We start from the raw sequence: 23,289 nt of genomic DNA, 5'->3' as shown, positions 1-23,289 counted from the left end.
CAACATGTATGCAAAATTGCACGACTTGCCTGATGAAAAAAATGGTATCTACACGAAAGTCTGCTTCTGATAAAACTGGCACGATAATTGCTTATTAAATTATGGGAGGTGAGATCAACGGATGGGTAAGATCATCGGCTATATTCACAGCGGAATTACGGTCAAATGTTTAGAGGATGCACTAAGATTTTATGTAGACACATTGGGATTGACCTGTTTAGCCACTCAGGTTGTAAATGCTTCATACATTTTTGATATTGTCACTCTTTCTGGTTTGAAGGAAGTGAAGATCGCTTTTATTCAGATCCCCGATGGTTCTGTCATTGAATTGCTGGAATATGCTGGTATGGATGTGCAGTCAGGAAGATCCAGATCCTGTGACTATGGAACGGGACATCTTTGCCTGCAGGTTGACCATTTAGCAGAACTTTATCAAGAACTGAAGGAAAAAGGGGTTAAATTTCAATCCAATCAGATTGCTGATATAACGTCAGGGGCAAACAAAGGAGCAAAAGCAATCTATATGTTGGATCCGGATGGCTATATTATTGAACTGATGGAGAAAACAAAGTGAAAATGAAACAAAAAATGTAAACGCATATATCTATGGAGGCGATCAAATGAAGGATTTAAAAGGGAAAAGAGCCATAGTGACTGGTGCTGCACGAGGACTGGGTCTGGCCATGGCTGAAGGTCTTTGCGAATATGGCGTGAAGGTATGCCTCCTGGACATCTCAACTGATTTGCCTCTGGTCGTAAAGAAATTAAGAAGAAAAGGATATGAAGTGGACGGCCTGCAGGCTGACTTATCCGACCACGATTCGATTCCAGGGGTATTTGTAAGCGCATTGGAAGCTTTAAACGGTGAAGTAGATATTCTGGTAAATAACGCGGGAACGCACAAGCCAATGCCTGCAACGGAACTGTCTGCGGAGAGTTTCCGCAAAATCATGGATGTAAATGTAACGGCCATGTTCCGTTTGTGCACTCTGGCAGCACTGGAAATGAAGAAGAAGGGAAAGGGAAAAATCATTAACATTGCCTCGGTGCTCAGCTTTTTCGGAGGTTATCTCGCTTCTGCCTATTCGGCAAGTAAAGGTGCCGTTGCTCAGCTGACAAAATCCCTGTCGAATGAATGGGCTAAGGAAGGGATCAGCATTAATGCGATTGCTCCGGGATATTTTGAAACGGAGTTGAACCGGCACATTCTCGATGATGAAAAGCGCTATCAATCTCTGGTTTCCCGTATACCAATGGGACGATTTGGTCAGCCAAATGAATTATCAGGAATTGTTCAGTTTCTTTCATCCGAAAAGTCGGATTTCATCAGCGGCGCTGTTATTCCAGTCGACGGTGGCTTTCTTGGGAGATAAAAGAATCAATAAAGCCAGTCTATCCAATAAACAGAGGAGTGGATTCAATGAATGATCGATCCACCAACGTCCGTTATACGATCATCGCTTTTTCTTTTGTCGCCTGTTTGATTAATTATGGGGATCGAATTGCTATATCTGTTGCATCCCCGGCAATTATTGAGGAACTCAATTTTTCACCTGTGGAGTGGGGTTATATTTTAAGTGCTTTTTTCTGGACCTATTCACTTTTTGGTTTAATAGGCGGATTGGTTAATGATCGGTTAGGGGCTCGTAATACTTATGGGATTACGATGTTTATTTGGTCAACGTTTGTCGGACTGACTGCGATGTCCTGGAATTTCCTGTCACTCTTTATCATCCGCCTGTTTTTTGGTGCTGGTGAAGGCCCACAGGTTCCTACCGCGACAAAGCTGGTCTCAAATTGGTTTCCAAAATCAGAATCTGCGAAGGCTTTGTCTTTATCACAAGTAGGGACAACGATCGGACCTATCATTGCTACTCCAATCGTCGCCTGGCTGACTGTTCTATTTGGTTGGCGAATAAGCTTTATTGTACTTGGACTGCTGGGCGTACTTTGGGCTATTTCGTGGTTTCTCTATTCAAAAGAGACGCCTCAGGAACATAAGGGAGTCAACCTTAAAGAGTTGACGTATATCCAGCAAGAGCAAGACAGGCAGTACAGCGAAGATCCTCACACAAGTCATTCGAACGGAGAAAAGCAATCTGCCTGGTCCTATATAAAGAAGCCCTATGTATTAAGCATCAGTTTTTGTTATTTTGCCTATTCCTTTGTGTTGTTTCTCATTATTTCCTGGTACCCGAATTATCTAATCGATCAAAGAGGGATGACCATGCAGCAAATGGGTTTGTTCTCGACACTTCCATGGGCAGGTGCATCTGTTGGCTTAATTTTGGGAGGTTTTCTTGCCGATCAATTTGTAAAAAATAGAAATCTGGTAACAAGCAGGAAACGCATGGTCGTTGTATGTCAGTTTTTTACAGCTCTATCATTTGCAATGTCCGCATGGGTCGCATCAACCGCGCTGGCACTAACACTAACGACCATTGCAATGGGATTTCTTCTGGCCAGCTGGCAATATCAATCTCTTGTTATCGCGATTGTTCCAAAAACGAAATTAGGTGCCGTCTCCGGTTTTGTACAGTCTGTATCAGCCGTAGCAGGTATCATTTCACCCATTGCTACCGGATACATCGTTGAAATGACGGGATCATTTAACACCGCTTTTTATCTGGGGTCTGGTATCTGTTTGTCAGGAGCTTTAGCGGTAGCGATTTTTGTACACCCAATCAAACATCAAAAAAGCGCTGCAAATGTTTAACTGCATCTCTTGGCCCTAAATGCTCCATTTTGGAAAAATAAACACATAAATATTCAGGAGGAACTGAAATGACTGAGTTAACTCCACAAAAACTGAAAGCCATGTTACGAAACATGCTTCTGATCAGAAGATTTGAAGAAACTCTGAAAAAACTGTATCAGCAGGGGAAAATTCACGGAACCATGCATTTGTGTATCGGTCAGGAAGCAACGGCAACAGGTGCCTGTGCAGCCTTGACTATAGAAGATAAGATTACAAGTACTCACCGGGGACACGGACATTGCATTGCCAAGGGTGCGGATGTGAAGCGGATGATGGCTGAATTATTGGCTAAAGAGACGGGTTATTGCAAGGGCAAGGGGGGCTCCATGCACATTGCCGACCTGGAAATAGGAAATCTTGGTGCAAATGGTATTGTTGCGGCTGGTTTACCGCTCGGAACCGGTGCAGCGCTTACCTCAAAAATGAAAAAACTCGGTTATGTCGTATTGTGCTTTTTCGGTGATGGTGCGTCAAATGAAGGGGCGTTTCATGAATCGTTAAATCTTGCATCAATCTGGAAGCTCCCTGTCATATTTTTTTGTGAGAATAATTTATATGCCATGTCGGGTTCTGTTAAGGAAATGGTGAATATTAAGCACATTTCGGAGCGTGGTACAGCCTATGGGATACCTGGAATAACCATTAATGGGAATGATCTGATCGAAGTTGTAAAAACAACGGAGGCAGCAGTAGCCAGAGCAAGAAGCGGTGGAGGTCCGACTTTAATAGAAGCTCAAACTTATAGATGGGAGGGGCATTCTCGCAGTGATGCCAGAAAATACCGCACCAGAGCTGAGGAAAAGGAATGGAAGATGGATCGCGATCCCATCGTCCTTTTTAAAAATCAGTTAACTAGAAACAAAACGATGAGTGAAGATGAGTTTGGGCAGCTGAATGATGAGGTTAACCAATTGATGGTAGAAGCTGTTACGTTTGCAGAACAGAGTCATCATCCTGATCTGAATGCTCTCACTGAAGATGTATTTGCCTGAAAGAAGGGAGATGGATGCTTTGAGAACGATCACGTATTCAGAAGCGATCAGAGAGGCAATGAGTCAGATTATGCGGCATAATCCGGATGTATTTATCATGGGCGAAGATATTGGCGTGTACGGAGGTGCTTTTGGATTAACGAATGGAATGATCGAGGAGTTTGGCGCGGAACGTGTACGAATTACGCCAATTTCTGAGGCAGCGATCACGGGTTGTGCAACGGGAGCGGCAATGACAGGAATGAGACCCATACTTGAAATTCAGTTTTCAGATTTTGTCATGATTGCTGCGGATAACCTTGTAAATCAGGCAGCGAAAATGCGCTATATGTTTGGCGGAAAAGCAAAGGTTCCAATGGTCGTCAGACTTCCCGGCGGTTCCGGTGCCGGATTTGCAGCCCAGCATTCACAAAGTCTGGAAGCGTGGATGACGCATATTCCCGGTTTGAAAGTTGTTCAGCCTTCCAATGCTTATGATGCCAAAGGATTGATGATCGCAGCCATCAATGACGATAATCCTGTTTTATTTTACGAACACAAGCTGCTATACAATGAAACAGGGGAAGTCCCCAGGGAAGAATATGAGATCCCTTTGGGGAAAGCACATGTAAAACGAACGGGTTCTGATGTTACCATCGTCGCAACAGGGATCATGGTTAAAAAAGCCATGGAAGCAGCTGAGGAACTGGAAAAGGATGGAATCCTTGCTGAAATAATAGATCCCCGGACATTGGTACCGCTTGATCAGGAGGTCATCATCAACTCGGTGAAAAAAACAGGCAGGGTTCTGGTGGTCCATGAAGCAGTAAAACGTGGTGGTTATGGCGCGGAAATAGCCAGTATGATTGCTGAGAGTGATGCCTTTGATTACCTGGATGCTCCAATAAAGCGTCTGGGAGGAGTGGAAACGCCTATTCCCTATAATCCCGGTCTGGAGCAAAAGGCTGTTCCTCAGGTTCAGGACATGTTACAGGAATGCCGGAAAATAGTGATGGAATAAGGAGATGACTATAGTGGTATCAAAAGTGGTCATGCCTAAATTAGGTGCAACTATGGAAAAGGGAACAATCGTCAAATGGCTGGCTCCTGTGGGAGATTATGTTGAAAGTGGCGACCCAATTGCCGAAATTCAGACCGATAAGATTACTCTGGAAATTGAAGCAGAGGCTTCCGGTGTTTTACTGAAAACGTTATATGACGAGGGTTCAGAAGTAACGGTTCAGGAAGTTATAGCTTACATCGGGCAAGAAGACGAGAAGATTATAGAAAAATGTGAGGATCATATCACCGAAGAAACAACGATTGAGGGCAATCTGTTCTTTAAGGATAAAATCAGAAGAACACCTGCCGCCAGAAAACTGGCACGAATCTATCAAATTAACCTGGAAAATGTACCGGGAACCGGACGAATGGGGATGATTAAAAAGAGTGATGTTGAAAATTATCTTGCGAACAATAAGAAAACATCACCATTAAGTGATACAGTTCACCTTAAAGAGCCCCATTTGGTGAGTAGTCCCGGTCCCGATCAATCAGGAAATAAGCCAATACCCATTTCTGCAGAAGTCGTGGATGATCAAAGGATGAAATTAACCGGCATCCGAAAAGTTGTAGCCGATCGGATGACCCAGAGCATGCAGATACCGCAGGTCACATTAATGAGTGAAGTGGATATGACAAACTGTGTGGAATTACGCAAAAACCTGCTTCCAATTATTGAAAAAACTAATGGCTTTCGGCTTTCTTATAATGACATCCTGATTAAGATTGTCGCGCATACCATAAGAAGATACCCTACATTAAATGCATCGTTGCAAAACGATGAAATTGTCTGTCATTCTTCCGTTAACATCGGTTTTGCAGTGGATACACCAGCAGGACTGGTTGTCCCGGTTGTTAAAAATGCACAAAAACTCGGCTTAGTATCGATCACAGAAACATGTAATCAGCTGATCAGACTTGCCAGAGAAGGGAATTTAAAGTATGAACAGATGAGAGAAGGGACGTTAACAATCAGCAATTTAGGGAAGTACGAGATTGATGAATTTACGCCCATTATCAATCCTCCTGAAGCTGCTATATTAGGGGTTGGCAGGATTCGTCCAAAGCCAGTGGTGATTAACGAAGAAATTAAAATTAAATCTACGATGAAGCTCAGCCTGACCTTTGACCACCGAATTGTAGACGGGGCACCTGCAGCAGCATTTTTAAGTGCTTTAAAGGAAACTCTGGAGTGCCCATATCAGTTATTCATGTAACGGAGCGAGATGAAAAAATCAGAAGATGGGAGTAACTCAAAATTGTTTATGATAAAGGGGAAAAAGGTTTTAGTTACAGGCGGGGCTCAGGGGCTTGGTCTTGCATTGGTCAGGAGTTTTTATCGGGCAGGAGCTGAAATTGCTGTTATCGATATACGGGATCAGGTATTTCAATTATCACAAAGTATCGGAGCAGAAGATGACAAAATTCATCCCATCAAGGGCGATCTCTCAGTTATGGAAAGTCTGCGACATTCTTTTAATAAAGCCATTGAGGAACTTGGCGGCCATATCGACATATTAATTAATTGTGCTGGACTCATTCAGCGAGAATCTGCGTTTCATTTTTCAATGGAAAGCTGGAATCGGATTCTGGATGTAAATGTGACTGCCGTTTTTGAACTATCCAGACTTGCTGCAGTCAAGATGAAGAAACAAAGATCTGGCAAAATCATCAACTTTGCCTCAATTCTATCGGTAATTGGAGGTTATCATGCTGCTGCTTACTCGACCAGTAAGGGGGCAATCAAACAATTGACGAAATCATTATCCAATGAGTGGGCAGAGTATGGCATCCAAGTCAATGCCATTGCACCAGGCTATATGTTAACAACTATGAACACTGACCTCATGAAAGATTCGGTACGTTCAACCCAGGTTGCGGAAAGAATTCCGGCAAAAAGATGGGGAACACCGGAAGACGTAGCGGGGGTTGCTTTATTCCTGGCTTCACCTGCTTCAAACTATGTAACTGGAACAATAATCCCAGTTGATGGTGGGGTGTTAGGCAGGTAGAAAAGACAATTGAGATCTGAATAGATGGCTTAATAGAATGACGGTTATGGCTTTGAAAAAAAGTGACATCCTCTCTGGTTACATTTTTAGGCCCATGTTCATTGTGAAGGTTCAGTATGGCATGCTGTTAATGAAAAAGTGATATTGAGCTTTGCGATTTGTTCATGCTGTTATCAGGGATTCTTAAGAATCCCGTTTTTCTCTTATATCAAGTATCAGTTATCAAGTATCAGTGATTTTACAGATTACATATTATTGTTAAAAAGGGAAAATACATCCATTAAGGATTTTTAAAGTTGATGCCACTGCCTTGAAGCGAAATCAGGCATGCATACCCCCGCTTTGAATCCGTGATAATCAGTACCTTTTTTCCCCATTCACCGCTTTTCCAGTCCGCAGGCTTCGGCAAGCAGCTCGACCAGGTGGAGCGCCTGCATGCGGTCCTGCAGGCCTTCGCGCTCTATTCCGGCTTTCATCTGTAGCAGGCAGCCCGGATTGGTGGTCACGATCAGTTCAGGATCGCGGCTTTTGACATCAGCCATTTTGACGTCCAGAATTTTCATCGATTCGTCGAACTGGACGACGTTGTAAATTCCGGCGGAACCGCAGCAGAAGTTCGGATCGTGCAGTTCACGGAAGTCGATGCCTTTGATTCGGCGGATGAGCTGTCTCGGTTCGTCCCTGACTTTCTGGACGTTGGTCATATGGCAGGAGGGCTGATAGGTGGCACGCTTACGAATTTCCTTATTAAACGGCAAGTCCAGCCGGGCAAGGAGAACGCTGATATCGATCGTGTGGTCGGCGAATGACTGAGCACGTATCTGCCATTCCGGGTCATCGGCAAACAGGGCCGGGTATTCATGGAGCAGGGCGCCGCAGCCACCGGCCGTGTTAACCACGTAGTCGAAGGCTTCCTGCTCGAAGACTTCAATATTTTTCCTGGCGAGTTCCCTGGCCTGATCATCACGCCCGCCGTGCAGATGGAGTGCACCGCAGCAGGTCTGTCCGTCTGCTGCAACCACGGTACAGCCGCCCAGCACAAGAAGTCTCATTCCCAGGTCGTTAATCCGATCGAATAGGGCATCCATGATGCAGCCGGTGAAGAAGCCGACTTTATAACGGGGCGCCTGTTGCGGTTCCAGCCTTTTCGGCCGCCTGCGACGGCGGACCGGAGCGGTTGCTGCCGGGAGGGTCCGCTCAAATGTAGCAAGCGACTCAGGCAGACTGTTCAGCAGGCCGGTCTTCTCAACCAGTCGGCGCACACCTGATTTTTGATAGAACCAGAGCAGCCCCGCACCGGTGCTCATCACCTTCTTTCTGGGAAAAACATGGTTGTAGAACAGATTTTCTTTGAAGACTTCCATCCGGGACTGTGAGGGCCTGTTATGCTCATGCAGGGCAAGTTTGGCCGATTCAAGGATCACTCCGTAGGGGACGTTGGTCGGGCACGCGGTCTCACAGGCGCGGCAACCGAGGCACAGATCGATCGGGTCTTTCAGCTCATCGAGTGAAATTTTGCCTTCGGCGGCCATTTTTACGAGGTTAATCCGGCCGCGCGGCGACTGGGTTTCTGTGCCCATGGTCTTGTAGGTTGGACAGGCCGGCAGACAGGTGCCGCACTGGATGCAGGTGAACGTTTCATCATAGGCGAGTTTGTCTTTCGGATTCGGGTTCATTGCGACAGCACCAGCTTCTGTCGGGGGCAGGGAAAATTTTTGACGGGTTCAGTATGTTATTCGGATCCCAGGCCAGTTTAATCCGCTTCATCATATCCAGTTCAACCGGGCTCAGTTCCCAGGGCATATACGCACGTTTCATCGTTCCGATCCCATGTTCACCGGACAGGGTGCCACCGAGGTCGATCGCCGCGTGGAAGATCTCTTCAATGGCTTTTTGCACCCGTTTCATTTCTTCACGGTTGCGCTTGTCACAGATGATGTTCGGATGGAGATTGCCGTCGCCGACGTGTCCGAAGACGACCAGATCAATTTTGTATGTGTTGCGGATTTCCTGAAGCCGGTGGCAGAATTCAGCAATTTTACTGCGGGGAACTGTGGCATCCTCTGATATTTTCGTTGGCTTTTTCGAGGCAATGGCCGGGGAGACCAGCTTGCGCGCTTTCCACAGCTTGCGGGCCTCCTCACTGGAATGGGCAATTTTTACCGAACGTGCGGCCATGGCTTTCGCAAGCGAGCGGATGCGTTCTGCTTCATCTGCCACGGCGGCGGGATGACCGTCGAGCTCAATCAGAAGGATCGCTTCGGCATCGACCGGCAGATTCTGGGGCTGGTAGGCTTCAACCGCCCGTATAGATGCCTGATCCATCATTTCTACTTTTGCCGGCAGGATACCTGACGTCAGAATCCGGGTCACGGTTTTCCCTGAGTCGACAAAATGGTCGAAGGTCAGCATCATTGTCTGTGTGGATAACGGACGGGGGAGCAGGCGCAGCGTCGCTTCGGTGATGATGCCGAGTGTGCCTTCCGAGCCGACGATAAGTTTGGTCAGATCATAACCGGTGACGTTTTTTACCGTGCGGCCGCCGGTCCGGATCACTTCACCCTGCGGGGTCACGACTTTCAGGCCAATGACGTAATCCTTGGTCACGCCGTATTTCAGGCAGCGCGGACCGCCGGAGTTTTCGGCCAGATTGCCGCCGATGGTGGAAAAGTGAGAGCTTCCCGGATCCGGGGGATACATCAGGCCGTATCTGGCTGCGGCATCATCCAGATCGGCTGTGATCACGCCCGGCGAGACGACGGCAACCAGATCTTCACTGTCAATCTTTAATGATTTACTCCATTGCGAAAAGTCCAGCACCATGCCGCCTTTAACTGGCAGCGGACCACCGCTGAGGCTGGATGCCTGACCTCTCGGTGTGACAGGGATGCGGAGCTGGTTCGCCAGCTTCATGACAGCGGACACTTCGTTTTCATTTTTCACCTGAAGGACCACATCGGGTTTATAGAAGCCAAATGATGCATCATAGCCATAGCTGACCAGATCTGCCTCTTTAGTTAAAATTCGTCCGGGTTTGATGATGCGACGCAGCTGTTGAACAATTTCAGTTTTCAGAACCAATGGGATCACACTCCCTGATTTATTGCAAGCGATTACAAAACGGTCATTCTATTCTTATCTTATTATTAAACGGCTGGCAAGTGATCTGCTCAGGCGCCAATTTTTTTCGTACGATTGACGTTTCACTTTATTATGAGCTATTGAGTACATAACGATGACCAAACAATAAATGATCGTTTTCCAGTGCGATAATATTCTCAACTCGAACATCTGAAAGGCAAAAAAAAACGCGGCTCCAGTCATTGGAGCCGTGCCTGTAACATTCGATTAATAAGCCTGTCTTTTGCGGTACTGTTCGCGCCGCTGTTCTTCTTTCCGGACAGCTGCCTTTTCTTCCGGGACATGGAGGGTGAGCGCGACGATGAAAGCCAGACTGCAGAGGATTGCAATCAGGTTGAACGTCGGGGCAAAGCCACCGAGCAGACCCGAAATAAAGGAGGCAGACAACCCGCCTAATCCGAATCCCTGATAGATGATGCCGTAGTTACGGGACTGGTTTTTCAGTCCGAAGAATTCGGCCACGATCGTTGGAAAGATCGTGATGTTGCCGCCGAAGCAGAAGGCGACGAGCGAGACACTGATAAAGAACAGGACGGCGTTGAGCGTGACATGACTGATGACCACTGCGGCGATGGCTGTGATCAGCAGGGCACCGGCCACGACTTTCAGGCGGTTCATATAATCCGATGCCGCTCCAAGCACCAGCCGACCGGCCGTATTCAGCAGAGCGACCAGAGCAACGGCGTTGGCAGCGGTTGCGGCGTCAAGTCCGGCGAGGCTGATGCCAATGTTTGAGACACTGCCGATCATATACAGTCCGCTCATGCAAGCGGTAAAGAGAATGAAGAACAGGAAGTAGGCTTCTTTGGTCTTCAGCATGTCTTTTACTGAATAATCACGTTCAGCAGTGGCTGTCTGCTGCGCACTCTTTTTTGCTTCGAGGACCGGTGCCTGTCTGACCAGAAGAAGTCCGGCTCCGAGCAGGACGAAGGAAATCAGGCCCCAGTACAGGAAAGCCAGGGAAACGCCCGAGTGTTCAATGAGAAACTGAAGAACATATTTAAACAGGACACTGCCGATACCGTAAGCGCCGATGGCAATACCGGAGACGAGTCCTTTTTTCTCCGGATACCACTGGATCGCATTCGAAAGCGTGGTCATATAGGCAATACCGTTTGCAGCACCGACAATGATGCCGGCGGTGATATAGAGCATCCACAGTTCAGTATCGAAGGCCGTGATCACAAGGCCCGCGCCCATGCCGATGGCGGACAGGGCCAGCAGACCGCGGATACCCAGCTTTTCCTGGATCTTACTGGCAGACAGCGTCGACAGGCTGAGTGCGAAGCTCATAATTGAAAACGTTGTGGCAACGGCTCCCACGTCCCAGCCGAATTTATCTTCCAGAGGCTGGTTGAATAAACTCCATGTATAGATCGTTCCTAATCCAATCATCACAATTACGGTGCCGATCAGGATCGGCCAGCAAGTGACCTGCATGTCATTTTTACGTGCTGCATCCATTGAAATCTCCCCCTTATCCGAGGTAGGCACAGGCAGCAAGGCAGCTCTTTCCCTTGCCTTGTCTCTGTTTCAAGGGCCATCACTTGTTGTCTCATGCCTCAATTAGAATTATACCTGCGGAATTGCTTCAGAAAGCGATTTCATCATGAGATGCGGGTGGAGTGGAATGAATGACCGTTACAGATTCATAAGCTGCCGGAATGTTTTTGTATTGCTTCTGCTGACCGGAATTTTGGTTCCCAGATCTTTTAACTGTACAAGATAGGTCTGGTTGAACCAGGGGATGATTTCGTGTATTTTACTCAGATTGACAAGATATGAGCGGTGGCAGCGGAAGAACTGGTCCTTTGGCAGCTGATCATATAATTCGGAAATACTTTTATTGATGATATAATGACTGTTTTTCGAGTAGACGTCGGTGACTTTCTCCTGAGCTTCGGCATAATAAATATCGTTGACGTCAGCGACAATGATTTTCTCGTCTTTTTTCAGATTGATCCGGACCGGGCCAGGTGAGGCTGCAGCTGCTTTTCCTGATTGCGCCGGCTGATGGTCCCGCCTCCAGGCTTCTTCAACTTTTTTCAGGACACCGGCGATCCGCTTCTCGTCATAAGGCTTGAGGATATAGTCAAAAGCTTCCAGTTCAAAGGCCTGTGCGGCGTGTTCTTTATAAGCGGTGGTAAAAATAATATAGGGCGGCTTGCTGAATTTATGGATATTACTGGCGAGCAGCATGCCGTCTAAAGACGGAATGTTGATATCGAGAAAAATGACATCTGTCTCATGGCTCTGTAAAAATTTCAGAACGTCCAGTCCGTCTGAAAAGGTATCTGTGATGTCAATTGAACTGTAGGTTTCAATCAGATACTGGAGTTCTTCCATTGCCGGCTGTTCATCTTCAACAATAATCCCTTTCATCACTTACACCTTCCTGATATCGAAATAGACTTGCGTGCCGGGAGACAGACGACGGATTACCAGCCCATTGCCGAAAACAAGTTTGACGCGCTGGTGAACATTTTTCAGACCAATTTTTTTCTCCGGCAGCTCGTCATGATACAGATTCTCGACCACTTTCGGATCGATGCCGGTGCCTGTATCTTCAACGCTGATCCGGATACTGTCCGCAAGGTCTTTAACGGAAATGGTGACCCGACCGGGTTTTCCTGATTTTAAAACCCCGTGTTTGATCGCATTTTCAACAAGCGGCTGGAGGATTAGGCAGGGAATTCTGACGTTCACATCGTCAACTTCATAGTTGATATTCAGACGGTCACCAAAGCGAGCTTTTTCAATCGCCACATAGTCGCGGACCTGACCGATTTCCTTCTTGATATCGATTAATTCTTCGGTATGGTCGAGATTATAGCGCATATAGTTCGCCAGTGTAATGATCAGCTCCCGGGCCTGATCCGGTTTTCGGCGTATCAGTGAGGCAATGGTATTCAGCGCGTTGAACAGGAAATGCGGATTAATGGAGGTCTGCAGGGCCTTGAGTTCCGCTTTGTTCGCCGCTTCCTTCATCTGTTCGAGACGTGAAATCTCCACCAGCGTCGAGATGATCTGTGACAGGCCGATGGCCATGGTTTGTGTGGCGTGGCTCATGACATAGGCTTTCTTATAGTAGATTTTAAGCGTTCCGATCACGCTTCCATTTTCTTTCAAAGGAATGATCAGCACATCCTGGATGCCGGGAATATGGTGTTCTTTTTCCAGGTGTGACACGGTGATCTTTCCACTTCTGATGGCCTGCTTTGTAATCTCGCTGACCACATGACCACCGATCGGATAGCGTTCCTTGCCGAAACCGACATAGGCCAGCACATGCTCCGTGTCGGTCATGGCCGTGGCATCGGCATGAATCTTGTCCTTGATAATGGTACAGATCTGTTTCAGTGATTCGCTGTTGATCTTTCTGAAATAGGGCAGGGTTTCATTGGCGATGTCCAGTGACAGTTTCGCCTGTCGTGACGCGATCCGCTCCTTTTCACCTTCGATACTCTGGATTAAAAGGACGATCAGGCCGATGTTCAGTTCTCCCATGATCATCGGAAAGGCGATCTGCGAGACGATACCTGAACCGACACCGGGACTGGTCATCAGCAGGATCAGAACCATGGTCAGGATTTCGCAGAACATACCGGTTGCAATCCCGTAAATCCAGCGCATCGATTTTTTCACTTTGTTGTGAATCAGTCCGGAGACGATCCCGGCAACTGAACTGGTGATAAAACAGGGGAGAGCCGTCACGCCGTCGATATCTATCAGGTAGCGGTGCAACCCGGAGATCAGACCGGTCGTGATGCCGGGAATCGGACCGAACAGAATCCCGCTCGAAACGATGGTAATGATCCGTGTATTGACCAGTGAGCCGTCGACCGGTATCCCGGAATACGAACTGAATACGGCAAACGCAGTGAATATCGCGGTGATAACCATCATCTCAAAGCGTGAATGGCTTTCCTGCTGAAAAATTTCTTTAAATCGCGGAATACGGGTCAGTAAAAAGAGAAAGATCAGGAGCAGGGCAGCCCGCTCAAACAGGCGGATCAGCATTTCAGATGAAGATATCGTGACGATCCCTTCCTCCTCCGATATTATCTTCAGTTTAGCAGATTACAGCGGATTTCGCCTGAAAAGCCGGGTCACATTCGGGCCGGAAATCGGGATAATCGTGGGATTCGGGTCTCGACAAGCGGTTCTGTAAACAGGCGTACCGGCCGGCTTGCAAGAAAATAGCAGAGCGCGACCGAGGCAAGAAACAGGAATCCGTATTGATAAAGATCTTTGATTTTTTCATATACAGGCAGCAGGACCACGAGTTTAATAAAGAATCCATGAAGCAGGTAGATGTACAGGGTATTCTTCCCGAGAGGGGTGAACGACATCTTTCTCCGCGGGATCAGCATCATGAAAGCAAGAATGGCGATGCAGGTAATGCCGTACATGGACAACCGTGTCAGTCCGCCACTGAGCGCGGAGAAGCCAAATGTATGATAAGAGGAATCAAACAGCACCCAGTCCTGAAGCGCTTTTGGAAAAACAAAATGTGTGGCTGCGTAAAGGGCGGCCAGAGTCAGTACACCCAGAGGTCTGCTCCATCTGAAACGAAGCAGTGCTCTGAAATTTTCCGACTTCAGCAGATAGCCGAGATAAAAGAACGGGAAGAACGCCAGCGTACGGGAGGCACTGAATTCCGTACCGATCCCGTCAAAAAACCCGGCACTGATACCGACCAGTACGGCGACGGGCAGACCGAATCGGCCGAGACGTGAGAAGGGGATCACCATCAGTTTCCAGAAAAGCATACTGATGAGAAACCAGAGTGTCCAGTGCGGCGTCACGAGACTGAAAGTGAAGTGGTCTTCGTAGCCCGTCGCGTAATAAAAAATGGAGTAGAGTAACTGAAAGATAAAGTAGGGAATCAGCGTATGTCTTGCCACATGGCGGACATACCCAGGTTTATTAAAATGCTTTGAAAAGAAGCCTGAGATCAGGATAAATGCAGGCATGTGGAAGATAAAAATGAACGTGTACAGCGAATCCACTACCGATATATTTGATTTCAATTGAGTCAGACTGTGACCAAAAACGACAAGCAGAATCAGAAAAAACTTTGCATTGTCAAAATAACTGCTTCTTTTCTTTGACATCGTGCAATTTTCTCTCCTTTTTTCCCTGATATGAATAGAGTTTCGTATGCAGGTATTCAGGTGTAAGTCTTGTAATCAAGTGATAAATATTGTGCAATGTATTTGTAATAACTGTTACAGGTTAACGGACTGTGAATCGCCTGCAAACGTTATGATCACGCTTGCTGCAGCCCCATGAGTTCAACTGACAATCAGCGGGAGATGCGTGCGGGTTAAAATGCAGGCGTTCTGTCGTAACGCCTGCATGAGCACGTCCTGTGTGCCCGAAACACCTCCATTAATTGAAGTTTCACTAAATATTTTCATCGCTTTTAATGAGATTAAAAAGCCCCTTATGTTCTCTTTCAGAAGGCGCGTTTCGTGCGATCAGATGAAGAGAAAACTAAGAAGCAAACTATGTTATAGCACATTAGAAAAGGAAAGAAAAGAGAAGTAAAACAGTTGCATTTATCAGATTTTCATGAGCTTTGACTGCAAAAAGAGGAGTTCAGTCAGATCGGGGAAAGCGCGTGCTGTATCTGATCCGGTGACGATACAGAAGCCTTCTGTTATGTGGCGTATTCAGTCAGGCGCCGGGTAATCCGTTCTCTTCGCCTGACTTGCTGACCCGGCAGGAGTCTTGCGCCTTACGCTCAAATTCATGAAGGGTAAAATCAACATTTAGCGTGAAAAAGCGGAGCATCAGCCCGTTCAATGAGCTGATGCTCCGCTTTTCTATGCCCCTGATCAGATTTCAGATAGTTTCTTCAGATGCTTTTCGGAGATGGCTTTCACTTTTTTCACGCGTCGGACATATTTTTCCACATCGGTTATCGGATCGGTATGCATCCACACATTGACGATGTCAAGGGCAATGCCGGAACCGATAATTTTACCGCCAAGGCAGAGAACATTGCTGTCCGTATGCTGGCGGGCAAGTTTTGCACAGAACGGATCCTGGCAGACAGCTGCCGTCAGGCCATATATCCGGTTTGCAATCAGTGCACTCCCGTAGCCCACGCCGTCTACGAAGATGCCGCGTTCTGCTTCTCCGCGGGCAACCGCGAGTGAAGCCGGATAAACGTAATCGGGCAGATCACAGGATGCCTTGCTGCCTGTTCCAAAGTCAGTGACTTCGTGGCCCTGACTTTCCAGCCATTCTTTAATTTCCCCTTTCAATTCAAATCCTGCATGATCACTTGCCATGGCAATTTTCACTGTTCATGCCTCCAGTATGTTATTCATTCCTGATTTTTCTTTTCTATCATATCATCCTGCGGCTCGTCCTGCTGATGCATGCCTTCTGTAGAAAGCCAGATGTCCCCAGGGACCTGGTTTTTTCTGAACCTCTTTTCTGCAAAAAAATTTTATACCTTCTTAAAGTATGAAGAAAAGATTCAAGGCATAGGCTTGACAAAGTAAATCGAAAACATTACCATTTAGTGTACAGTAAATCGTAATAATTACGTTTTAACCATTTCCAGACAGAGGATCAGGAGGAGAAGCATGCGGAGCTTAGCGGGAAAGTCTGTGCTTTTGTGCAGTGTACTGATTCTATTCACGGGTTTACTCGCAGGTTGCGGGAGCGGACGTGCCGGATCCGGCGGGTCGGACTCCCGAATACACATTGTCGCCGCAGAGGATTTCTATGGTGAAGTAGCAAAAGCAGTCGGCGGTGATTATGTTCATGTTACATCGATTATCCATCATGCGAGCGTCGACCCGCATGATTTTGAAATTACACCGGATGTTGCACGAAAAGTGGATGGAGCTTCTGTCGTTCTTTATAATGGTGTCGGTTATGACGGCTGGATGGATGAGCTGGTAGAATCCGGAAGCCGTGATAAGAAAATCATACGTGTAGCAGAGGATATCCTGAAGAAGAAGAACGGTGATAATGAACATGTCTGGTACGATCCGGAGACCATGCCGAAACTGGCGGATTACCTTGCATCTGTTCTGTCAGACATTGATCCGGATCATGCAGATGTTTTTAAAAAGAATGCCCAGGCATATCAGCAGGACATTCGGCCTGTGCGGGATCTGGTGCATCAGCTGAGTGAAAAAACATCCGGTCAGCGTGTCGATGTTTCGGAGCCTGTTTTTGACTATATGCTCGAAGCTCTGGGTTACAGGATCAGTAACAGTCACTTTAAGCAGGCGGTGGAAAAAGGAACAGATCCTTCTCCGCAGGACATCACAAAGATGAGAAAAGATATGGAAGAAAAGCGGATCGCCTTTTTCGTCAGCAATATTCAGGAGATGAGCCCGACCGTTGAAAAGATGGTTGCCCTGGCAAAGCGAAATGATCTCCCTGTTGTGGAGGTTACGGAGACGCTCCCTGACGGAAAAGATTATAAAATGTGGATGCTGGATATATTAAAACAGGTAGAAAAGGCCCAGAAATAAAGCGTGAACGAGAGGAGGAGATCTGTGTGAGCGGTCAATTGCAGGTGAAGGATCTGACGGTCGGGTTCGGTGGCGAAACGATTCTTGATCATTTGTCTTTTCAGGTGTCAGGTGGTGAACTGCTGGCGATTATTGGTCCGAACGGAGCCGGAAAGTCCACCCTGCTGAAAACCATCATCGGGATGATTAAACCCCGGGAGGGAACGGTAAAACTCCATGATAACAGGAGAAATGCAGCGATCGGCTACGTCCCTCAGTCACGGATGATCGATGAAGAAACGCCGATTTCAGCGAAGGACTTTGTTTCTCTCGGTCTGTCGTCACGCTTCATCCCCTGGCTTTCAGCTAAAGAGCGCCTGACGGTAAAAAAAGCGATGATGATGACCGAATCGATTCATCTGGCCAAAAAATCGGTTGGGAGGCTGTCCGGTGGTGAGCGGCAGCGCCTTTTTATTGCTCAGGCCCTGGTTCGCCATCCGGATTTCCTGATGCTCGACGAATCAACGGCTAATCTTGATCCGAATGCCCAGGAACAGATGATGCAGCTGGTTCGTCGATTATGTAAAAATCAGGGTATTGCCGTTCTGTTTATCTGTCATGATCTGCATATGGTCCATGAATATGCTGATCAGGTTCTGTTCATGTCGCGCGGCCACTATGAAATCGGCAGTGTGAATGAAGTACTTGGCGGGAAGGCCCGCGATTGGCTGTACCATGCGACGGATGAAGAAAAGCCGGAAAAGTCAGGACTGTTCAGAGAGAGAGAAGCCGGCCAACTGACCGATCGTATCTATTAATCTCGTTTTCCCGGAGGATGGATTTATGTTTCAATATGATTTTATGCAGCATGCCTTTGTTGCGGGGACACTCGTCGCCCTGATGTGTGGTGCAATCGGTGTTTTTGTCATCGCCCGCAATTTGTCATTTATTACGCATACCTTTTCGCACATCGGTTTTGCCGGCGCGGCATTTGCTGTACTAATCGGAATCAGCCCGCTGAGCGGGCTTCTGCTTTTTACCATGATCAGCGCGTTGTTCATCGGTCAGATGGGGGTGCGGATGTTCCGCCGCGATGCGTCAATCAGTGTGATTCTGAGCCTATTTCTCGGGCTGGGTATTCTTTTTCTTTCTTTATCCAATAAGCAGGCAAACTTTACGACCAGCATTCTGTTTGGCAGTGTGATTGGGATCAATGTCCGGGATGTGCGGGAGATCGCCGTGCTGTCGTTTATTGTCCTGCTGCTGATTGCCCTGGGGTACCGCTGGCTGAAGTTTGATTCCTTTGATCAGACGGGGGCAGAAGCGGCGGGCCTTCCGATCCGGCTGATTTCCGTCGGCTTTCTGCTGCTTCTGTCGGTGGCTGTCAGTGTCACGGTGCAGATCATCGGGGCACTGCTTGTTTTCGCCCTGATGACCGTTCCGGCAGCAGCGGCCCGCTGTTTTGTCCGGTCGGTTTTCGGGATGATTATCCTGTCGTCAGTTCTGGCCGTACTTGGTGTCTGGTTCGGACTCGTCATGAGTTACTACACCAATGCACCGGTCAGTTTCTTCATTACGAGTTTCGAAGCGGCCGTGTATTTTATCGGACTCGGATTCAGACGTCTGTATGCGGAACGGAATGCCTTGCAGGAGTGAAAAAGGACCGGCAGAATTGCCGGTCCTTTACTTCTCAACGAGATAACTCCACCCGTCTTTTTGAACTAATTTGCCTTCTTTCATCAGCTTTCCAAGGGCCTTTTTAAAATCACCTTTACTGATTGAAAAATGTTTGCGGATATCTTCCGGAAGGCTTTTATCCGTATAGGGCATGGTCCCACCGCGGCCCCTCAGATACTCCAGAATGCCAGCCGCATGCTGATCAATCATCTCAAAGCTTCGCGGGAGCATGGAAAGTGTGATCCGCCCGTCTTTTATCCCGGTTACGCGGCCATGGAACGTGCGGCCGATCCGCATCTTCCTGTCGGATTCTCTCCGGTGAATGAAGCCCAGATACCCATCTTCGGTAATAAAATGCGCGCCGTCTGCCATCAGCCGGTACACGGTCGCTTCAGTTTCTTTATTAAAGAAACTTTCCGGAGCAGGGATCGAGATGACGTTCATGATCGACTCATTTGCCGGTTTCGCAAACAGCCTGTCTTTCTTATCCAGCATCAGACTCAGGTACAGGCGGTCTCCTTTCTGTGGCCACTCATCGAGAGATTCCGGCAGATCATCCTTTGAGAACAGAATATCTTTATGAATGCCAATATCGACAAATACGCCATATCGTTTATGCACGGAGACAACCGGTGCCCAGTCATAGATGCCGATTCTGATTTTCGGAATCGTCATCGTCGCTGCAAGACGTCCCTGATGGTCCTGATAAAGGAAGACTTTCTGTTTTGCTTGTTCGTCCACCGGCTCGATGGCGTCATTCGCGTGCATCAGAATCTCCTGCCTGCCGTCGGTCAGAAAATAACCGAACGGTGCTTTATGTGCCAGGTCAAGTGTCACAACCGTACCCGCTTTTAATGGTTCCAACCTGTCCACCTTCTTTTCATCGGGCCTGCCTGTTTCTTAAACTTTGCTATCACCCGTCTCATTATACCATGTCTGAGTCAGCCGGGCTTTCGGACGCAGGCGTTATCTTTTCGGCTGCTATGAAAATGGGGCGATTCACAGAGCGATTTTGCCGGATGTCCGGAATAGAATAGATAGAACCGATAGTTACAATATCTTTTGCGGATTGTCAAGAGCTGCAGCACAGATCATGCATGAAAACGATAACAAAAACACATCATTTCATAATATCGTAACAATTTAAACTTCAGAAGCTCTATGCTACAATAAATCTGCAAGCGGATATTCACAGTTTAGTCAAATTATTGCTGATGTTTCGAACAAGGGGAAAGTGTGACTCAAATACTCTTAGGGAGCGATGTGCATTGACGGCAAATGAGACGTTAGATCGCACAAATCCATGGCAAAGTTTTTCACGTCTGAATCTCGGTTATGTTGATGAACAGTATGATAAGTATCTTGATGATCCGGAAACCGTTGATCCGACCTTACGGCGCGTCTTTGATAAATGGGGCAGACCGAAAACGATCGACGGTGTTCCTGCCGCGTCTCACACGGTTCTGGACAATGAGGGAGCCGGAGATCCATTTGATCTGGATCAGGTGGTAGGTGCTGTCCGGCTGGCCGACAGAATCCGGGCATACGGGCACCTGCTCGCTCATGTCAACCCGCTCAGCGACATGCGCGTGATTGAAACACATTTAATGGATCTGGCTCAGTTTCATTTATCACCAAAAAAATTGAAAGCGATTCCGTCAAAAGTGATCTGGCCGGAAGCACCGGCGAACGTCCGGAATGCACTGGATGTGGTCGGTTATCTGCGGGATCTGTATTCCCGGTCTCTGGCCTATGAATTCAGTCACGTCCAGGATTTACGGGAGAAGAACTGGCTGAATCGGGCAGTTGAAAGTAAGCGCTTCCAAAACCCTGTTCCGGACAGGGAAAAAATAAATCTGCTTAAGCAACTGGTTAAAGTAGAAGCGTTTGAGCATTTTCTTCATAAGACGTTTGTCGGTCAGAAACGTTTTTCCATCGAAGGACTGGACGTTCTCGTTCCAATGCTTGATAAACTGATCCAGTTTGGTGTACATGACGGATCTCGGCAGGTTGTGATCAGTATGGCACATCGCGGTCGGCTGAGCGTGCTTGCCCATATCCTCGGAAAGCCTTATGAAAAGATTCTGGCAGAATTTGTCCATGCACCGATCAAGAGCATGGTGCCTTCTGAAGGCTCAAAAGGGATCAATTACGGCTGGACAGGAGATGTGAAATATCATCTCGGTGCAGCCAGAGAAATTGATGAGGTCAATAAAAAATATCCGTTGCAGTATATGGGCGAAACAGATGACGACGGCATGTTTCAGGTTAAATTAACACTGGCGAATAACCCGAGTCATCTGGAAATGGTTGATCCGGTCATAGAAGGATATGCCCGTGCCGCTCAGGATAATCGACTGAAAGAAGGTTATCCGGAGCAGGATACCGGCAAGGCGTTCCCCATCATGATCCATGGTGATGCGGCCTTTACCGGTGAAGGCATTGTAGCGGAAACGCTGAACCTCAGCCGGCTGAGCGGATTTAATACCGGCGGCACGATTCATATCATTGCGAATAACCAGCTCGGGTTTACAACCAACCACGAAGACGGTCGTTCCACAGCCTATGCCAGTGATCTGGCCAAGGGTTATGAAATCCCGATCGTTCATGTCAATGCCGACGATCCGGAGGCCTGCCTGACAGCCATTCAGCTCGCCTTCGAATATCGAAAGACATTTGGGAAGGATTTTCTGATTGATCTCTGTGGATACAGGCGATATGGACACAACGAATCCGATGATCCTTCCGCGACGCAGCCGGTTTTGTACCAGGAGATCCAGAAGCATCTGCCGGTTGCCCGGCTTTATCAGGTCAAACTGGAAAGGGACGGGCTGGCAAATCCGGAAAAACTGAAAGATTATCAGAAGCACCTGAATGATAAGTTTCAGAAGATTTATCAGGCTGCACGCGATAAAGAAAAAGATCTTAAGGAAATCCCTTTTCCTGATAAGCTGGCGCAGCCTTTAACCTATATCCGGACAGCTGTCCCGATTGAGACGCTGCGGGCACTGAATCAGGATCTGCTCGACTGGCCGGAAAGTTTTCATGTTTATCCCAAACTGGCGCGCATTCTCAGGCGACGCGAAAAGGCACTGAATCCCGGGCACCAGCTGGACTGGGCGACTGGCGAATCCCTTGCTTTTGCTTCCATTCTGAAAGACGGTACGCCGATCCGCTTTACCGGTCAGGATGTAGAAAGGGGCACATTCGCCCAGCGTCATGCGGTATTTCACGATGTTAAGACGGGTGCCACCTACTCACCGTATCATCATCTGAAAGGCGTCAGAGCGACTTTTGATATTCATAACAGCCCGCTTTCTGAGACTGCGGTGATCGGGTTCGAGTACGGCTATAATGTGTTTGCGCCGGAGACTCTGGTCATCTGGGAAGCACAGTTCGGTGATTTTGCCAATGTCGGCCAGGTCATGTTCGACCAGTTCGTGACGGCCGGGCGTGCTAAATGGGGTCAGAGGTCCGGGCTGGTACTTCTTTTGCCGCACGGCTATGAAGGGATGGGACCGGAACACTCCAGCGGTCGACTGGAACGTTTTCTGCAGCTGTCGGCAGAAAACAACTGGGTGGTTGCCAACCTGACAACGCCGGCTCAGTACTTCCATATCCTGCGCAGGCAGGCGGCGATTCTCAATACAGATGTCGTCCGTCCGCTTGTCATCATGACACCGAAGAGTCTGCTGCGCCATCCGAAAGCCACTTCTACTCCAAAGGATCTGGCTGAAGGGCATTTTAACAGCGTGCTTGAAGATCCGCTGACGGCTGGAGATCCAGATCGGATTACGCGTGTGGCGCTGTGCAGCGGTAAAGTAGCCGTTGACCTTTCTGTCGAGATCGAAGCCTCCGCAAGCCGGCCGGACTGGTTGAAGATCCTCAGGGTGGAGGAACTGTATCCATTCCCGGAGAAAGATCTGCAGGCTTATTTCAGCCGCTACCGGAATCTGAATGAAATTGTCTGGCTGCAGGAAGAACCAAAGAATATGGGGGCCTGGAGTTATGCAGAGCCGCAGATCCGGAAAATTGCGCCGAAAGGCACCCGGCTCAGCTATATCGGCCGCCCGTCCCGCTCCAGCACGGCGACCGGCGAACCGAAATTCCATAAACAGGAACAAAAAAGGATCATCAGTGAAACATTGCATAAAAATGAAAAAGCAGGGCAAGAGTGATTCGGG

General features: G+C 47.9%; 19 protein-coding genes. 11 read left to right on the top strand and 8 right to left on the bottom strand.

All coding sequences use genetic code 11. From position 1 onward, the window contains the following. The first annotated feature begins 121 nt into the window (after positions 1–121). The 7 genes from ABNN70_RS14805 (at position 122) to ABNN70_RS14775 (ending at position 6,803) form a co-directional block, all read left to right on the top strand. Positions 122–574, top strand: coding sequence for a VOC family protein (locus ABNN70_RS14805; RefSeq protein ID WP_353948238.1), 453 nt, complete (start codon positions 122–124; stop codon positions 572–574). Positions 575–620: 46 nt separating this feature from the next. Continuing rightward, positions 621–1,373, top strand: a complete 753-nt coding sequence (locus ABNN70_RS14800; RefSeq protein WP_353948237.1) for an SDR family oxidoreductase — start codon at positions 621–623, stop codon at positions 1,371–1,373. A 47-nt stretch (positions 1,374–1,420) separates the two neighbouring features. After that, complete coding sequence (locus tag ABNN70_RS14795; RefSeq protein ID WP_353948236.1) at positions 1,421–2,716, top strand: MFS transporter; 1,296 nt, start codon at positions 1,421–1,423, stop codon at positions 2,714–2,716. 68 nt (positions 2,717–2,784) lie between these two features. Continuing rightward, on the top strand, positions 2,785–3,750 hold the full coding sequence (locus tag ABNN70_RS14790; RefSeq protein ID WP_353948235.1) for a thiamine pyrophosphate-dependent dehydrogenase E1 component subunit alpha: 966 nt from the start codon (positions 2,785–2,787) through the stop codon (positions 3,748–3,750). A 19-nt stretch (positions 3,751–3,769) separates the two neighbouring features. Continuing rightward, positions 3,770–4,750: an alpha-ketoacid dehydrogenase subunit beta gene (locus ABNN70_RS14785; RefSeq protein ID WP_353948234.1), complete on the top strand. Its 981-nt coding sequence runs from the start codon at positions 3,770–3,772 to the stop codon at positions 4,748–4,750. Between the two features lie 13 nt (positions 4,751–4,763). Then, entirely contained in the window at positions 4,764–6,008 is a 1,245-nt protein-coding gene (locus tag ABNN70_RS14780; protein ID WP_353948233.1) for a dihydrolipoamide acetyltransferase family protein, read from the top strand. A gap of 48 nt (positions 6,009–6,056) precedes the next feature. Continuing rightward, entirely contained in the window at positions 6,057–6,803 is a 747-nt protein-coding gene (locus ABNN70_RS14775; protein WP_353949449.1) for an SDR family oxidoreductase, read from the top strand. Between the two features lie 377 nt (positions 6,804–7,180). On the opposite strand, the gene ABNN70_RS14770 is transcribed toward ABNN70_RS14775, so the two are convergent. The 7 genes from ABNN70_RS14770 to ABNN70_RS14740 all read right to left on the bottom strand — a co-directional run bounded on the left by ABNN70_RS14770 (position 7,181) and on the right by ABNN70_RS14740 (position 16,258). After that, positions 7,181–8,479, bottom strand: a complete 1,299-nt coding sequence (locus tag ABNN70_RS14770) for a (Fe-S)-binding protein (protein ID WP_353948232.1) — start codon at positions 8,477–8,479, stop codon at positions 7,181–7,183. Continuing rightward, positions 8,445–9,884 (bottom strand): FAD-linked oxidase C-terminal domain-containing protein, encoded by a 1,440-nt coding sequence (locus tag ABNN70_RS14765; protein WP_353948231.1) that lies wholly within the window; start codon positions 9,882–9,884, stop codon positions 8,445–8,447. The genes ABNN70_RS14770 and ABNN70_RS14765 overlap by 35 nt, the downstream gene beginning before the upstream one ends. A gap of 267 nt (positions 9,885–10,151) precedes the next feature. Next, the gene (locus tag ABNN70_RS14760; RefSeq protein WP_353948230.1) at positions 10,152–11,408 is read right to left on the bottom strand and encodes an OFA family MFS transporter; all 1,257 of its coding nucleotides are present in this window, start codon (positions 11,406–11,408) and stop codon (positions 10,152–10,154) included. 177 nt (positions 11,409–11,585) lie between these two features. Next, entirely contained in the window at positions 11,586–12,326 is a 741-nt protein-coding gene (locus tag ABNN70_RS14755) for a LytTR family DNA-binding domain-containing protein (RefSeq protein ID WP_129927953.1), read from the bottom strand. Between the two features lie 3 nt (positions 12,327–12,329). Further along, positions 12,330–13,964: a sensor histidine kinase gene (locus tag ABNN70_RS14750; protein ID WP_129927954.1), complete on the bottom strand. Its 1,635-nt coding sequence runs from the start codon at positions 13,962–13,964 to the stop codon at positions 12,330–12,332. An 89-nt stretch (positions 13,965–14,053) separates the two neighbouring features. Continuing rightward, entirely contained in the window at positions 14,054–15,061 is a 1,008-nt protein-coding gene (locus ABNN70_RS14745; protein WP_129927955.1) for an acyltransferase family protein, read from the bottom strand. Between the two features lie 726 nt (positions 15,062–15,787). Continuing rightward, positions 15,788–16,258 (bottom strand): RpiB/LacA/LacB family sugar-phosphate isomerase, encoded by a 471-nt coding sequence (locus ABNN70_RS14740; protein WP_353948229.1) that lies wholly within the window; start codon positions 16,256–16,258, stop codon positions 15,788–15,790. A gap of 288 nt (positions 16,259–16,546) precedes the next feature. Here ABNN70_RS14740 and ABNN70_RS14735 point away from each other — a divergent pair, with 288 nt between their 5' ends. From ABNN70_RS14735 to ABNN70_RS14725, 3 genes are read left to right on the top strand one after another with little or no spacing between them, the layout of a single operon-like run. Next, positions 16,547–17,449: a metal ABC transporter solute-binding protein gene (locus tag ABNN70_RS14735; protein WP_353948228.1), complete on the top strand. Its 903-nt coding sequence runs from the start codon at positions 16,547–16,549 to the stop codon at positions 17,447–17,449. Between the two features lie 26 nt (positions 17,450–17,475). After that, a complete protein-coding gene (locus tag ABNN70_RS14730) occupies positions 17,476–18,246 on the top strand; it encodes an ABC transporter ATP-binding protein (protein ID WP_129927958.1) in 771 nt (256 codons plus the stop codon). A 25-nt stretch (positions 18,247–18,271) separates the two neighbouring features. Then, positions 18,272–19,084, top strand: coding sequence for a metal ABC transporter permease (locus ABNN70_RS14725; RefSeq protein ID WP_353948227.1), 813 nt, complete (start codon positions 18,272–18,274; stop codon positions 19,082–19,084). Between the two features lie 27 nt (positions 19,085–19,111). Here ABNN70_RS14725 and ABNN70_RS14720 read toward each other — a convergent pair whose 3' ends face one another. After that, positions 19,112–19,978 carry a S1-like domain-containing RNA-binding protein gene (locus ABNN70_RS14720; RefSeq protein ID WP_240697209.1) on the bottom strand — a complete coding sequence of 289 codons (867 nt, stop codon included), beginning with the start codon at positions 19,976–19,978 and terminating at the stop codon, positions 19,112–19,114. 395 nt (positions 19,979–20,373) lie between these two features. Here ABNN70_RS14720 and ABNN70_RS14715 point away from each other — a divergent pair, with 395 nt between their 5' ends. Next, positions 20,374–23,283 (top strand): 2-oxoglutarate dehydrogenase E1 component, encoded by a 2,910-nt coding sequence (locus tag ABNN70_RS14715; RefSeq protein WP_353948226.1) that lies wholly within the window; start codon positions 20,374–20,376, stop codon positions 23,281–23,283. Positions 23,284–23,289 lie beyond the last annotated feature (6 nt).

It is taken from the genome of Sporolactobacillus sp. Y61 (assembly GCF_040529185.1).
Taxonomy (GTDB): Bacteria; Bacillota; Bacilli; order Bacillales; family Sporolactobacillaceae; genus Sporolactobacillus.
Note: the sequence above shows the minus strand (reverse complement) of the source record. Positions and strands in the feature narration are given on the sequence as shown.

Excerpts from the sequence above, each read along its gene's own strand:
- ABNN70_RS14805 (WP_353948238.1), top strand. The coding sequence starts at position 122 with ATGGGTAAGATCATCGGCTATATTCACAGCGGAATTACGGTCAAATGT.
- ABNN70_RS14800 (WP_353948237.1), top strand. The coding sequence starts at position 621 with ATGAAGGATTTAAAAGGGAAAAGAGCCATAGTGACTGGTGCTGCACGA.
- ABNN70_RS14795 (WP_353948236.1), top strand. The coding sequence starts at position 1,421 with ATGAATGATCGATCCACCAACGTCCGTTATACGATCATCGCTTTTTCT.
- ABNN70_RS14790 (WP_353948235.1), top strand. The coding sequence starts at position 2,785 with ATGACTGAGTTAACTCCACAAAAACTGAAAGCCATGTTACGAAACATG.
- ABNN70_RS14775 (WP_353949449.1), top strand. The coding sequence starts at position 6,057 with ATGATAAAGGGGAAAAAGGTTTTAGTTACAGGCGGGGCTCAGGGGCTT.
- ABNN70_RS14770 (WP_353948232.1), bottom strand. The coding sequence starts at position 8,479 with ATGAACCCGAATCCGAAAGACAAACTCGCCTATGATGAAACGTTCACC.
- ABNN70_RS14760 (WP_353948230.1), bottom strand. The coding sequence starts at position 11,408 with ATGGATGCAGCACGTAAAAATGACATGCAGGTCACTTGCTGGCCGATC.
- ABNN70_RS14755 (WP_129927953.1), bottom strand. The coding sequence starts at position 12,326 with ATGAAAGGGATTATTGTTGAAGATGAACAGCCGGCAATGGAAGAACTC.
- ABNN70_RS14750 (WP_129927954.1), bottom strand. The coding sequence starts at position 13,964 with ATGCTGATCCGCCTGTTTGAGCGGGCTGCCCTGCTCCTGATCTTTCTC.
- ABNN70_RS14745 (WP_129927955.1), bottom strand. The coding sequence starts at position 15,061 with ATGTCAAAGAAAAGAAGCAGTTATTTTGACAATGCAAAGTTTTTTCTG.
- ABNN70_RS14735 (WP_353948228.1), top strand. The coding sequence starts at position 16,547 with ATGCGGAGCTTAGCGGGAAAGTCTGTGCTTTTGTGCAGTGTACTGATT.
- ABNN70_RS14725 (WP_353948227.1), top strand. The coding sequence starts at position 18,272 with ATGTTTCAATATGATTTTATGCAGCATGCCTTTGTTGCGGGGACACTC.